Annotated in this window: 13 protein-coding genes; 7 read left to right on the top strand and 6 right to left on the bottom strand. The window is 39.6% G+C overall.

Features of this window, described 5'->3' with window-relative positions; genetic code table 11:
* Positions 1-57: 57 nt before the first annotated feature.
* From NG743_RS23960 to ybiA, 4 genes are all read right to left on the bottom strand, one after another.
* On the bottom strand, positions 58-2,460 hold the full coding sequence (locus NG743_RS23960; protein ID WP_027401511.1) for a ComEC/Rec2 family competence protein: 2,403 nt from the start codon (positions 2,458-2,460) through the stop codon (positions 58-60).
* A 664-nt stretch (positions 2,461-3,124) separates the two neighbouring features.
* Positions 3,125-3,892: a hypothetical protein gene (locus NG743_RS23955; RefSeq protein WP_193963391.1), complete on the bottom strand. Its 768-nt coding sequence runs from the start codon at positions 3,890-3,892 to the stop codon at positions 3,125-3,127.
* Between the two features lie 673 nt (positions 3,893-4,565).
* Complete coding sequence (locus NG743_RS23950; RefSeq protein ID WP_255549979.1) at positions 4,566-4,691, bottom strand: hypothetical protein; 126 nt, start codon at positions 4,689-4,691, stop codon at positions 4,566-4,568.
* Positions 4,692-5,008: 317 nt separating this feature from the next.
* Positions 5,009-5,467 carry a riboflavin biosynthesis intermediates N-glycosidase gene (ybiA, locus tag NG743_RS23945; RefSeq protein WP_027401513.1) on the bottom strand — a complete coding sequence of 153 codons (459 nt, stop codon included), beginning with the start codon at positions 5,465-5,467 and terminating at the stop codon, positions 5,009-5,011.
* Between the two features lie 159 nt (positions 5,468-5,626).
* On the opposite strand from ybiA, the gene NG743_RS23940 reads away from it, so the two are divergent.
* The 6 genes from NG743_RS23940 (at position 5,627) to NG743_RS23915 (ending at position 9,474) form a co-directional block, all read left to right on the top strand.
* Positions 5,627-5,830, top strand: coding sequence for a hypothetical protein (locus NG743_RS23940; RefSeq protein WP_257122189.1), 204 nt, complete (start codon positions 5,627-5,629; stop codon positions 5,828-5,830).
* Positions 5,831-6,037: 207 nt separating this feature from the next.
* Positions 6,038-6,247, top strand: a complete 210-nt coding sequence (locus NG743_RS23935) for a hypothetical protein (protein ID WP_257121041.1) — start codon at positions 6,038-6,040, stop codon at positions 6,245-6,247.
* 96 nt (positions 6,248-6,343) lie between these two features.
* Positions 6,344-6,853, top strand: a complete 510-nt coding sequence (locus tag NG743_RS23930) for a DUF4129 domain-containing protein (protein WP_236630487.1) — start codon at positions 6,344-6,346, stop codon at positions 6,851-6,853.
* A 157-nt stretch (positions 6,854-7,010) separates the two neighbouring features.
* Positions 7,011-8,084 carry a DUF4350 domain-containing protein gene (locus tag NG743_RS23925; protein ID WP_257121040.1) on the top strand — a complete coding sequence of 358 codons (1,074 nt, stop codon included), beginning with the start codon at positions 7,011-7,013 and terminating at the stop codon, positions 8,082-8,084.
* Positions 8,085-8,240: 156 nt separating this feature from the next.
* Positions 8,241-9,194 carry an AAA family ATPase gene (locus NG743_RS23920; RefSeq protein ID WP_027401515.1) on the top strand — a complete coding sequence of 318 codons (954 nt, stop codon included), beginning with the start codon at positions 8,241-8,243 and terminating at the stop codon, positions 9,192-9,194.
* Positions 9,195-9,276: 82 nt separating this feature from the next.
* A complete protein-coding gene (locus NG743_RS23915; RefSeq protein ID WP_027401516.1) occupies positions 9,277-9,474 on the top strand; it encodes a hypothetical protein in 198 nt (65 codons plus the stop codon).
* A 519-nt stretch (positions 9,475-9,993) separates the two neighbouring features.
* Here the strand turns inward: NG743_RS23915 and NG743_RS23910 are convergent.
* The gene (locus NG743_RS23910; protein ID WP_027401520.1) at positions 9,994-12,006 is read right to left on the bottom strand and encodes a monovalent cation:proton antiporter family protein; all 2,013 of its coding nucleotides are present in this window, start codon (positions 12,004-12,006) and stop codon (positions 9,994-9,996) included.
* 303 nt (positions 12,007-12,309) lie between these two features.
* On the bottom strand, positions 12,310-13,587 hold the full coding sequence (purD, locus tag NG743_RS23905) for a phosphoribosylamine--glycine ligase (RefSeq protein WP_257121039.1): 1,278 nt from the start codon (positions 13,585-13,587) through the stop codon (positions 12,310-12,312).
* 37 nt (positions 13,588-13,624) lie between these two features.
* On the opposite strand from purD, the gene NG743_RS23900 reads away from it, so the two are divergent.
* Positions 13,625-13,750 (top strand): hypothetical protein, encoded by a 126-nt coding sequence (locus NG743_RS23900; RefSeq protein WP_257121038.1) that lies wholly within the window; start codon positions 13,625-13,627, stop codon positions 13,748-13,750.
* Positions 13,751-14,033: the final 283 nt, after the last annotated feature.

Here is a 14,033-nt window from a genome sequence, read left to right as displayed (position 1 = left end):
TTACATTCTGCCTTTGCGTCTTTGCTCCTTTGTATCTTGGCGCGAAAAAATACTCTTTTACAAAACAGAAGATTTATTTTCTGTTGTCTGAATGAAAGTTTGAAAATCCCCATTAGGTGTCCATTGAATCGCACCATCTTTACCAGTAAAGAAAAGTTTTGTTTGTCCTTTACTTAATAAAGATAATGTTTTCTTATCTAGATTATTAGCAGGAGAAATTGCTATTTGTGGTTTGAGTGCTAAAACTAAATCTTGCAAAGATTCTGATGGACTCCACAACACCTGGGGAGAAGACAAATCACCACTTTTAATTAATTCTTTAATTTGTTGAGATTTAATATTCCCTACTAATAACCAACTTTGACCAAAAATTTGTAACTTTAAAATCGGTACTTGGTCATTAATTAATTGTGCTGTGATTGTGGGAGTATTTATAGGTTGTCCAACTCCTAAACTTTGATAAATTCCTTGCTGTTTTTGGAGTTCCTGTTGTAGTAATTGAGTTGCAATATTGTCCTCTAACTTAGGAGCATATTCATACAAATTTTTAATTGGTAGACTTTGCATAATTTCCAACCAAGCATCATTAGTATAACCTGTAAACTTACTAGCGATCGCCCAATTAATCTGATTTACCCCTTGCTGTCTCAAAAATGGCAAAATCGTAAATCTACCCGTGCCTTCATTTCCACTATTAATTACGGCAATATTTCCCCGATCTTGAATTACTAAAACAGGTTCAGTTCTAGTATCTAACAAAGTAATTCTCACCAAATTATTAGCAGAATGCCAAATGGGAACAAGTACCAAACCAATTGCTATGAAACCTGCAAACCACCAACGTTTTTGCCACCACCCGACTAACCAAACTAAAATAATTAAGATATAAATAGTGAGCATTTGCAAAATTGATATACTCCCAACTGCTACCAAACTACCTGGCAACTTAACAAAAAATTCCACCATTTGAATTAATAAATGGGTTGGATAATATAAAAAACTGGCTAAAGTGCCACCTAAATCTGGGGAAATCAAACTCACCAAACCGCTAATCATGCCCCCAATACTAATGATAGAAATAAATGGTGTCGTCAAAATATTTAGAGGCACACTATAAACGGGAATGACACTAGAAAACTCTAGCAGTCGGGGTAAAGTCCAAATTGTGGCTGCTAAGGGTACAGAAATTAAAGAAGCGATCGCAGGTGGTAGCCAATCTAAACGTTGAGTGATTGCAGATGCACTGACAATTAATCCCAAAGTCGCTAAAAAACTCAGTTGAAAACCTAAATCCCAAATCCATAGAGGATTAAATAACAATAATAATGTTGCGGCTATTAATAAAGATCCCAATTGCTTCACATTTCTTTCTAAAGCCAAACCCAACAAAGCGGCAAAACCCATAATTACGGCTCTTAATACTGCGGGTTGAAAACCTGATAAAAACAGAAAAGTAATTAATCCCAAGCTACCAAGAGTAATTTGTGTGGCTTTATTTGTACGTCTTGTTAGCTGTAAAACTACACCCAAAATTAGAGAAGTTTGAAACCCAGATGCGGCTAAAGCATGGGCTAAACCTGCTTTTACGAATAAATCCCGGATATCATAGGGTAAATCAACGGCTTTACTACCTAAGACCATTGCACTAACAAGGGGACCTTCAGGAACACCTAATAAACGAGATTGCGATCGCCCAATTTTCTCACGAACCTGCCACCATCCCCAAGGATGTTCATCATCCAAAATATTAATCTGCCTACCAATTAAACCCGCAAAAGTCCCCTCCTGCCGCAGATATTTCTGAAAATCAAAACCACCAGGATTAGAAGCCGCAGTTGGTTTATACAAAAATCCAGTCACCGCAATTTGTTGTCCAGGATATAACCCCGTAGATTGCAATATCGGCACAGTCACATATAGCCTACCCGTCACACCCTTGGGAATCCCCCCTCCCTCCTGACCCTCTTGCAGCGGCACTAGTTCCCTCCGGGACGCTCCGCGAACGCTATCATTTTTCACCTCATCTAACTGAGTCGCTGCTAACCAAAATTGTCCCCGTTGATTACGAGTTACGCGGGGATTACTATCCACCAACCCCCGTACAATCACTAATTGTTCAAGATTACTATTATCCCCAGCCGCAAACTGACTAATATCCTTAATTCCCGGTTGAGGAACACGCAATTGCCAATAAACAGTAGCCAACAAACCCACCACACCAGCAATTAACCATATTCTCGGATGAGGAGTAGCCGTCCAGTTATTAGCGATCGCCTTATCTTTGCCAACAGCACCTTCTCTTTTCAGAGCAAACTTCCGCAGATTAGCATATATGCGGCGAAAGAAAACCGCCCCAACCACACCCAATAATAAAATCCACACACCACCCCAAGGAATAGCCGTAAACAGCAAACCCAAAATATAACTAAGACAGATAATTATTCCACTCGTCTGCATCATAAGAATTTAATTGCCAAAGCACCCAGTTCAGAGAATACCGCATAAATATTTAATCTGCTTGGGAAAGATATAATTCATCTGTCAAATTTATTTTGACGGGAATGATCGGAAAAAACCTCTGTTCTTCCCTCCCCTACCCCCCTACCTCCCCTACCCCCTACCTCCCCTACCCCCTACCCCCCGCCTCTCTTCTCCCCCTGCTTGCCTTCACCCGTCATTTTCGGCTTCACAGACTACTAGGACTTACAGCAGAATTCAGGAGGTAGGGGCGCAGGTCCTGCGCCCAATCAGGAATTAAGAGTAAAACCCGCTTGCTGTCCGGGGTAGAATTTAGATTCTGTACCTCATTAATTTGCAATTTGCTGTAAGTAATTGGACAAAAATATTTGGTGTTGCTGATTAAGGGTATGAATTTTAGTCTCACGCAAAGGCGCAATCACGCTTCGTGATCTCGAAGAGTAGACGCACTGAGGTTTGAGTTTTAAAGGTTTAATTTGGGAATTTCATACCTTAGTTCAGCAACGCCAAATATTTACAGTCATTGCGAGCGAAGGGAAGCAATCACAACCCTTGGAATTGCTTCATTTCACTGCGTTCCATATGGCTAACGCCACGCTGCGCTAACGCAATGACATTGTGTAATTAATTCTGTCTCACTACTTATTTAAAATAATTTGAATTTAGCCAATTGGTTTTCAATCATTCCTGTCAGCATTTGCTTGAGTTCCGTACCATTTTGAAATTGTAAAACCTGCTGGGTAGGTAAATCAAAAGGAAACTGTCCTACCAAGTCTGGACGTTGCATTTGCACCAGCAAAATTTGTTCAGTCCGTTTACTGTGGATAGCATAACCCATTTCGACACAGACATGAGGACTGGGAATTAGTTGATTTGTTTCCTGACTGTCAATGCTAGTTATGGCAGTGGTATCAGCAATAAATAATAAACTCTTACGGATTTTTCTCATGCTGGCGCGATTTAAACGCAAACAAGCATTTTTTGGACGAGGTGATTCTACTAAAGTTAGGGGAAAATGCGATTTTTCATTTATACTTTTCAAAGTGGTAAGCAATTCTTCTCTAAGGAGATCATTAGCTGTCCCATATTCGGTTTGATAACAGAAATATATTGTCGGATCTAATTGGGCTAATACAGCCTGTTTAGTAAAATAAATCTCATGACTAATCAAGTCAATGTTAGCTACAGAATATCCACCGCTGCCTTCAATATAAAACTCAATATTTTCTCCTTCTAAATATCGCCCAAACCAAGTTGATGTTTTTACTGCGTCGCTATCCTCTAAAAAGTCTGCTCGCAATCCTGATTTTAATAAGCTTTTTTTACTCAGCCGAATATCTGGAGGACGTTTTTCCAGTTCTGTAATCGGTTCATAATCGGGTAGATACCACGCTTTGAGCGCAATAATTGACATAAGGCGCTATTTTCAATGTCTCTTTCTATTTAATTCTAGTCCAAAATTACAAACAACAACACCCAAACATCTACTCGCCTGTTGATTTCCTCTTCTTGTTGATCCTAGCCAGGGATGTACTACCTTTCACCAACTTGACAAACAAGTGATGGAAATCAGTCACAGCGCCCTCTGATCTTCAGTCATGTGAGGAAATATCAGCTTTCGCGTCGGGTGTCGTTGTTCGTTGACGAGACAGATGTAAATTAAACAGCGCTTTTACCTCTTATTTAACTTGTGGTTTCTCTCTTCTTTCTCTCTAGCTGTCGTATCTGCCAGGGAAGCTATACCTGCTTCAATTATTAGGATAACAGCTTTAAATTCGATGGGACATTTTTGCAATTAAACTTTACTAAATAAAAAACATAAGTTTGATGAAAACCTATATTTTTGGGAATTACACACTACTTTTAGCAGTAATTTTATTTTGATGCAATTGAGTAATTACTCAGGATTTTTTAAGTTTTGAAACAAAACAGATTTCACCCTCATCCACCCTAAAATAAGTAGGTAAAGAGAAAAATTTAAAGGTATGTGACGAAATGTAAATTCAATGAATGCCTTGCAAATAGGTTATTTCACGGTTTTTACAAAACTAAACATATATCGTTTTTATTATGTTTACCTACTTACCTTAAAACCCTCCTAATGCACGAATATTATCAAGAATGGTAACTTCTCCATAGGGATCGCCCACAGCCCGCATTAAAGGTAAAGCTTGGTTGTAAAAGTCCAGTGCCTTTTGCTTTTCTCGTGACATACTCCACACACTCCCTTATGCCTTGCGGCACGCTTGCGCGAACAGGTGAGTGTGGGCTTCTCGGCGACTCCTCTATGAAGACATTAACCGAGCTTTAAAGCCCTATGCCCTAGGGACTTTTTGAGATAATTTTTAACTTTTTTGATAGGCTGCTTTTCAGCATTTAATTGAGTTACACCTACCCTTGAAAATTATATCAAATATTTGAAAAAAAATCAAGAAAGTGTTCATTCCTCATCGCCTTCCTATCGGGTAGGTGAGAGGCTTCTACTGTTTAAGCTAAACAGTATTTTAATAGGCAAGCAGTATAAAATTTTTCATATTTCCAATAACTGTAACCGTATTTCTGCACGTACACTCATGAGGATTTTACCGAGGTGATTTTCTCCTGTATGATTTGCACCACATCCCCAGAAATAGTCTGTAGGCGAATTTTCTATGAGCATTTCATCACCTGTGATTAATAATATTTCCCTAATATCAGGATGAGTGATAAATTTCTTGAATACTGCCCTTCGCATCACCTGAGTTTTCACTAATTCCCAATCTGGACGGAGACGACGAGAGGGACAACGTCCTAAAGCAGCAGCTTCTTCAGGGGTAGGAGCAGCGAAGATTAAAGGTATAATCGGGGCATCTGGACTACCAACAAACTTTTGTCCTTGATAATAATGCTCAACAGTTGGCCAATAAGTACCTTCGACATCAATCCCGTGAGGAGAAAAATTAGAAAAACACCCGTATGGCTGGGAAACCTTATAAAAGTAAATAGTCATGCTATTGGAGGAGGTAGGGGTGCAGGGACTGCGCCCAGTCAGGAGGAGTGCTGTAAGGCTTTTGACTTAATTTTTGGACTTCATTCAAGTACATACCGCTATAACATTAGCAAAATCAGTAATGATGTAAATAAATAATAGGTTGAGCCATTCTGTTTTATGACTACAGATGCTTTTGAACAAACAAATTGGGTGTGGCAGTTTTCCTTATTCCAACAGCAGGTAGGAGAATGGGTAGAATACCAATTTTCCAGATTTGAAACCACCAGGGGATTGCGGGAAGGCTGGGAGCCGCGTCTCTTTAGAGCGCGGGGGAAAGCCTACCCGTGCGGTTTTAACCGCTGCCAATATTCTCAACCATGATGCGGGTCATTAATATATCTTTCTATTGTGTCGGCGGCAACATTCCCCGCAGTTGAAAAGAAATAGCTTTTTTTCATAGATTTTAGCTATTGACTTCCTTTTAATTGGAGATTAACATAGTTATATCATCAATTACATCAACAAAATAAGCCTGTGCAAATACGCTGGAGATTCAAGCTAAAACCGAATATTGGGCAACAAGCCTTAATGTCTGAGTGGCTTGTTACTTTGCGGAAACACAGAAATTATTGCTTGGCAGAACGTCAGCGCGGTTTTGAGACTAATAACCAGAAATCAGATTTGTCAGCAAAGACACTAAAAACCTACCGGGGGACTCTCGGAAAGTTACGCTTGTCAGAGATGATTCTGCCAGTAATGGCAAACAGGATCAGGGCAAGAACCGTACATCTAAGGTAATACCTGAAAAGCGGATATTATTCGAGCAGTTGTCTTGACAATTATTCGATTAAGAATCCCCGCGTCTTTAGACCGGGGAGTGTCAACTTACCAGAGTTGCCTCCTGGCTGGTCAATCAGTCCTTGGTTAAATGAATTACTAACAATCCTATTTTGGTCAGGATTGGGTTTGTTCTTGGTATGGGTAGGTTGGCACTTATGGCAAGAATTTAATCCTTATATCTATACCTGGCTGAAGGCGGTGAGTAATGCTAGGGGTTCTAGAACCAAAGCTAATTCCAGAGAAACATCCATTACCCTGTTATTAAGCCAAGCTCAGGAATTTCAACGGCAGTATAATTATAGAGAAGCCTGTCGTTGTGTTTATTTAGCAATGTTACAACAATTACATGAACAAGCGATCGCTCGCCAACAACCCAGCCGCACAGACGGAGAATATTTGCAATTACTCAAATCCTCCGTCACCCTCCTCCAACCATATCAAACATTAATCACCACCCATGAACAACTGTGCTTTAGTGAGCATGACATTTTAGCAGAAAATTATCAACAGTGTTGGCAAGCTTATAGAAAAATCCAGGAATCATTAGTCAGGAGTCAGGAGTAAAAGTTTCTTTTAAGGGACTTCCAAATAAAAATATGTCCCAAAACTAAGGCAAAAACTCTCTCTATTTCTTCTCTCTCTGTGTTCTCTGTGCCTCTGTGGTTCTTTTGTTCATTTATTGGGATAATTTTTTTTTGGAAGTTCCTAATTCAGATAAATCATGAAACGCAATCAGCGCGTTGCTTGGTTAGGTGCGATAGTCTTAGCCGTGATTATTTTACTTACCACTATAGCAGCCCCCAACACCCAAATAACTAGTGGTTCTACTTATAATCGCGGCCCTGATGGCTATGGTGCATGGTATGCCTTTATGCAAGACCAAGATATCAGTATTCAACGTTGGCAAAAACCATTTAGTGATTTACCAACCACAAAAAGCCCTATTACCTTATTACAAATTAATAGCACTCTTCAAGAAATAGAAATATATTCAGAACCAGAAGAATGGGTAAAAAAAGGGAATAACCTCGTAATTTTAGGAATTAAACAACCAGTAACAGCAGCAGTATTTGGTACACAGCAGCAATCACCCTTTGGAAACATCAAGATTGATACCCGTCGCCGATATCATACTTCAAAAGCAGAACAAGTCATATTAGGAGACGAATTTGGAGCAATAATTTGGCAGAAAAAATCCGGTAAAGGCACAGTAATTTTAGTAACAACACCATATTTAGCTGCTAATGCCTATCAAGACAATGACAGTAATTTTAAATTATTAGCAGATTTAGTCACTAAAAATAGTCAAAAAGTATTTGTAGACGAATATATACATGGCTATAAAGACAAAGATATTCAGAAAAAAGTAGGAGAAGATAGTATATTCAATTACTTCGCCAAAACTCCCCTATTACCAGCCTTTATCCAGCTAATTGTCCTATTATTGGCATTAATTTGGGCAGAAAATCGCCGCTTTGGTAAACCAGTAAACTTAGAAACACCCGTTATAAATAATAGTCAGGCTTATATTCAAGCTTTAGCGGGAGTTCTCCACAAAGCAGAATCTACCGATTTTGTCGTGGAAATGTTGGGGAAAGAAGAACAAATACAACTGCAAAAAGCTTTGGGTTTGAGTCAAATTCCTGTAGACAATCAGGTTTTACTAAAAATCTGGGAAGAACAAACAGGGAATAATACAGAAAAACTTAATGCAGTATTACAACTACAATCACAAAAACGCCGAATAAGTGAACGAGAACTGATAAGCTGGTTAGAGAAATGGCGTAATTTGTGAAAATAATTAAACGCAGATGAACGCAAATAAACGCAGATAAATACGGATGATTATGATTCTGTGCAGCTTTAGATAAATTTGGTATAGGTCTTTTGATGAATATGATATTTCTCGAAATCTTTTTTTATTCCTTTTTTTTGTGAGTGATTGATAAATATGAGTGAAACTAATAATTCGGTTTTAATTAACCTGGGAAAAGCAATTAATCAAATAGTTGTTGGACAACCTACTTTGATTAAACAGACATTAATTGCTTTATTAGCAGGTGGACATATTATTTTAGAGGGAGTTCCCGGCACAGGAAAAACATTATTAGTCAAAGTATTGGCACAATTAATAAAATCTGATTTCCGTCGTATTCAACTAACCCCAGATGTTCTCCCGTCAGATATTACAGGGACAAATATTTTTGACTTAAATACCCGCGATTTTACTTTGAAAAAAGGTCCCGTTTTTACAGAAATACTTTTAGCCGATGAAATTAACCGCACTCCTCCAAAAACCCAAGCTGCACTTTTGGAAGCAATGGAAGAAATGCAAGTTACCCTCGACGGTGAAAGTTTACCATTACCTGATTTATTTTGGGTAATTGCTACCCAAAACCCTTTAGAATTTGAAGGAACTTATCCTTTACCAGAAGCACAATTAGATCGGTTTTTGTTTAAATTAGTTGTAGATTATCCAGAACAAGCAGCCGAAAAACAAATGTTATTAAATCGTCAGTCTGGGTTTACTGCAAAACGTACAGATATTGCTAACTTAAAACCTGTCACTACAGTAATTGATATTTTGCAAGCTAGACAAGCTGTAAAACAAGTTCAGGTATCAGAAACAATAGTTGATTATTTATTAGAAATTGTCAGAAAATCCCGTCAATATCCTGATTTAGCTTTAGGTGCATCTCCTCGCGCAGCGGGTGCTTGGTTACAAACTTCTCAAGCCGCAGCTTGGTTATCAGGAAGGAATTTTGTCACTCCAGATGATGTAAAATCAGTGGCTTCACCCTTATTGCGTCATCGGTTATTATTGAAACCGGAAGCAATGCTAGATGGTTTACAAATTGATGCAGTGGTTGCAGCAGTAATTAATCAAGTTCCAGTTCCTAGATAATTCATTGATAATCTCATGTTGAACACGACTCTTATCACAAGAATTACATTCCCTAAAGAGACAAGGATAGTTAATAAAAACCATGAATGATTCAGCATTTATTATCTTTATTATTTTTGCAATAATTTGGCTTTCAATGGCAACTGCATCTGTAATTATCTTCTTAAAGTCAGATGGGCAAAAAATTCATTTTGGCAAAACCGGACTGATTATTTCTATCTCTATTATTCTCCCAATTATTATGGCTCTGAGTTATGCAGCATTTAAGGGAACATTTTGAAATTTCCCTAATAGTCTAGTTGCAATTCGTCACAAAATTGACCGCATAAGTCAGTATTCATAAATTCATCCTTGATAATATGATTCCATCCAAAAAAGTTTATTTTTTATTAATTGTGGGAATATTTATCTCCCCAATTTTATCTATGATTCTGGGAATTTATCAAACTGGAAGCATCAGCCATAACCCAATATTATCATGGATTTTGTTGGGTTTCGCTATCGCTCAACCCAACCTACATTTCCTTGGGACTTCCAATTAAAAAAATACCCAAAAATTTCTTGTGGTGCAGGACGAAAAGCCTGCTAATCATCAAGGACAGGCAGGATGCCCATCCCACAAAATTGTGATTGCTTCCCTTCGCTCGCAATGACTGTAAATATTTTTGTCCAATTACTTACCCAAAAATTTCTTGTGGTGCGGGACGAAAAGCCCGCTAATGATCAAGGACAGGCAGGATGCCCATCCCACAAAATTGGGTAATTTATTTTTTGGTGTTCCCTTAACCGACAAGTATTGCTACTTAATGGTGATTTTACCTTCAGCAAATTGGATTAAAGCTGTTAATTCTTCTGCTGATCCTACCACTAATAGGCGATCGCCTAAAAGGAGTGTAGTTTGACTATTGGGATAATCAATTTCTTCTCCATCAACCCGACAAATAGCCATTAAACTCACCCCAGTTAAATAACGCATATTCACTTCTTCTAAAGTCATGCCAATTAAAGGTGAATCTGCTGGTAAGTCATACCAACGACGATTTAGATCACGGGTGACTTTTTGTAAATATTGAGAAACTTCAGCAGCAGAACTTTCAGGGCGTAAATCCAAATAATGATCTTGGCGAATTTGTTGCATTTTCTCTTGTACCACTTCTGGTAACAAACCCACAGTAATTAAGAGATGATTTACCATTTCCAAACTAGCTTCAAATTCTGGTTGGACAACTTCCTTTGCCCCCAATTGATAAAGAAGCTCAATATTTTTATCTTGGGTAGCACGGACAACTGTATCTAATTCTGGACATACTTCCAAAGATCGTTTTAAGCATAGTCGAATACTAGCAGGATCTGGGAGTGCGATCGCCATTCCTTGAGCATGACTGACACCAGCGGTTTCTAAGACATGAAGACTCACCGCATTACCATAAACATAGGCAATTCCTGCATCCCTTAACTGTTGAATCCGACTTTCTGATTGGTCAATTACCACCACAGATAATTGATATTGCTGTAACAACTTCACCAGATTTTTACCCAGTCGTCCATAACCACAAACTACGATATGATTTTTCTGTGGCAAATCTTCCGAAAAATCACGAGCTTGGTCATCCACCAAATATGGTTTTAACCAAGGCATAGATTCAGCAAAATCGAATAAAAATGGCACTAATCGCAAGACAAAAGGAGTCAACATTAAAGTGACAGCGGTAGTTCCTAAAATTAGTAAATATACCCGCCGAGACACCAAACCCAAAGCTTGCCCTTCACTAGCCAGAACGAACGAAAATTCCCCAATTTGTGCTAATCCCAGCCCCACAATTAAAGATGTTTTTAAAGGATAGCGAAACAGACTTACTAAAGGAGTAATAATTAAAAACTTACCCACAAAAACCAAAGCCACCAATCCGAGAATCAATTCTAGATTTTGCCACAAAAATACCGGATCAATCAACATCCCAATGGCAGCAAAAAATAAACTAGCAAATATATCCCGCAATGGTTCAACAATAGTCAAAGTTTCATCAGCATATTCCACCTCAGAAATCATCAATCCAGCGACAAATGCCCCCATTTCAATAGATAACCCCAAGTATTCTGTGAATATGGCAATTCCTAAACAGATGGTGACAATACCTAATAAAAATAACTCCTTACTTTCCGTTCTGGCTAATAATCTGAGTAAGGGGGGAATTAACCAAATCCCCGCTACAACCGCACCAGCGGCAAATAAACCAATCTTTAGCAATGCCATCAACACAGCAATGCCAATCACCTCTCCTGGTTCATGGAGGGCTGGTAAGACAGCTAACATTAGTCCCAGGGCTAAATCCTGGACAACCAACATCCCCAGCATCACCTGACCGTGAGGTGTTTCCGTTTCATTGCGTTCCATTAAGCACTTGAGAACCACCGCAGTGGAAGACAGAGACAAAATCGAACCCAAAAATACACCCTTAGCGGGTAAAGTTCCCCAAGCGCCAGTGACACCGCAGACCAAAACAGTGATGAGAATAGTGAGGATAATTTGTAAAGTACCACCTCCGAGAGCGATCGCCTTAACTTTCCTAAGTTCCGTTAAGGAAAACTCCACACCCAAAGCAAACAACAAAAACGCCACCCCAAACTGAGCCAAGGTTTCCACTTGGATAAGTTCCTTAATCAGTCGCAGTCCAGAAGGACCAACAACCATCCCACCAATCAGATATCCCAGCAAAACAGGTTGTTTTAACAGCGCAGCTAATAGTCCACCGCAAGCTGCAACAGCAAACACCAAAACTAAATCAATAATTAAACGAAAATCTTCTTGCACCAGTTTTAATTAAGAACTATAAACAACCATATAGATTCAGCATACAAACTTTTAGCAATTTGCGGGGAGGGCTGGGATAGAAGAAAATATAGCAGGGGGGCAGGGGGCAGGGGGCAGGGGGCAGGGGGCAGGGGGCAGGGGGCAGGGAGCAAGGGGGCAGGGGGCAGGGGGCAGGGGGCAGGGAGCAAGGGGGCAGGGAGCAAGGGGGCAGGGGGCAGGGAGCAAGGGGGCAGGGGGCAGGGTTTATTGAAGATTCCTCTGCGCCTCTGCGAGAGCAAAAAATCTAATTCAAGTACCCAAAAATCAGCCTAAAACCCGATAACCAATATCTCGGCGATAATACATTTCATCAAATTGAATGCTCCTTATACCTGCATAGGCTTGAGCTAAAGCTGCTTGAAAATCCTCACCCAAGCCAGTGACATTTAACACCCTACCGCCATCTGTCACAACTTCCTGGACGGCATTTAACCTTGTCCCCGCGTGAAAAACCGTCGCCCCGGCGGTTTGGGCTGCGGCAAAACCAGTAATTACCTTACCCTTAATATACTCTCCCGGATAACCACCAGAAGCAGCCACCACTGTCGCCGCAGCCCCTTGTTTCCAAGCAATCGGCGGCATATCTCCTAACCGCTGTTCTATACAAGCCAAGATTAAGTCTTCCAAAGGTGTTTCTAGCATTGGTAAAATCACTTGGGTTTCTGGATCACCAAAGCGACAGTTAAATTCTAAAACCCGAAAATCCCCATCTGGTGAAATCATTAACCCCGCATACAAAATGCCTCGGTAGTCAATGCCCCTACTTTGTAAGGCGTGAATAGTTCTTTCTAATACTTCTGTTTGTACCCGTGCCATTAACTCCGGTGTCGCAATTGGCGCAGGAGCATAAGCACCCATGCCTCCAGTATTGTCTCCTGTATCACCTTCACCAACACGCTTATGATCTTGAGCAGGTAATAATGGACGAATGGTTAAACCATCGGTGAAAGCTAAAATAGATACTTCTTGCCCGACTAAACATTCTTCAATGACGACGGAACTACCAGCAGATCCAAATTGTCCTTGAAAAATTGCCTCAATTGCTGCTTCAGCTTGGGCAATGGTTTCAGCAACTGTGACACCTTTACCAGCCGCTAAACCATCGGCTTTAATCACAATGGGCGCACCTGCGGATTGAATGTAAGCTTTTGCTGGGGCTGCTTCTGTAAATACCGCAGATTTAGCTGTGGGAACTCCGGCTTCTGTCATTAATGCTTTAGCCCAGGCTTTACTTGCTTCTATTTGCGCCCCTTCCTTATTTGGACCAAATACCATTAAGCCTTGATTTTGCAAATAATCAGTAATTCCCTGAGCTAAAGGTACTTCTGGTCCAATAATTACTAGAGGAATATCATTATTTACCGCATATTGGCTAATACCTGCAAAATCATCCACTGCTAAGGGCAAGTTTTTACAACCGGGCATAGTTGCAGTACCACCATTACCTGGTACACAGACAACTTGCTCGATTTGATCAGATTGCAGCAGTTTCCACGCTAGAGCGTGTTCCCGTCCCCCATTCCCGATAACTAAAACTTTCACTTATTTCCTCGCGCGTAATCCAGCAAAACGAGAATATATGATACCATCTTCAATTGTCCAAGCTGGTAATCTGGCTAGATTTAGGGTTTGTGTGCCAAAAGAGCGAACTGCTTGCAGCAGCACTTTGCGATCGCACAATCATAATCTAATAATATGCTATTAGTTTTATCCTAGATGCTATTTATCAGCTATATTATTCATAATGGCTGTATGATAAGCTTAAATTATAGAAAATCAATAATACTTTTGATATTTATAACTTTTAGCAATTTGCCTTTAGATTTTCTTAATAATTAATTGAGAATCTTTTCTATTTATCAACGAGGTTGCTATACTTTCAGCGATTTGCTATAATTTCAGAGAATTTCATAATTAGCTTACTATTGTCAATTTTGGATTTTTCAGAAGATGTTAGTCTTAAACCCTTTATTGACAGTAGTTTCAGA

This window comes from Dolichospermum heterosporum TAC447 (assembly GCF_024584745.1).
Taxonomy (GTDB): domain Bacteria; phylum Cyanobacteriota; class Cyanobacteriia; order Cyanobacteriales; family Nostocaceae; genus Dolichospermum; species Dolichospermum heterosporum.
The sequence above is the reverse complement of the archived record's forward strand: the minus strand, read 5'-3'. Positions and strand labels throughout refer to the sequence as shown.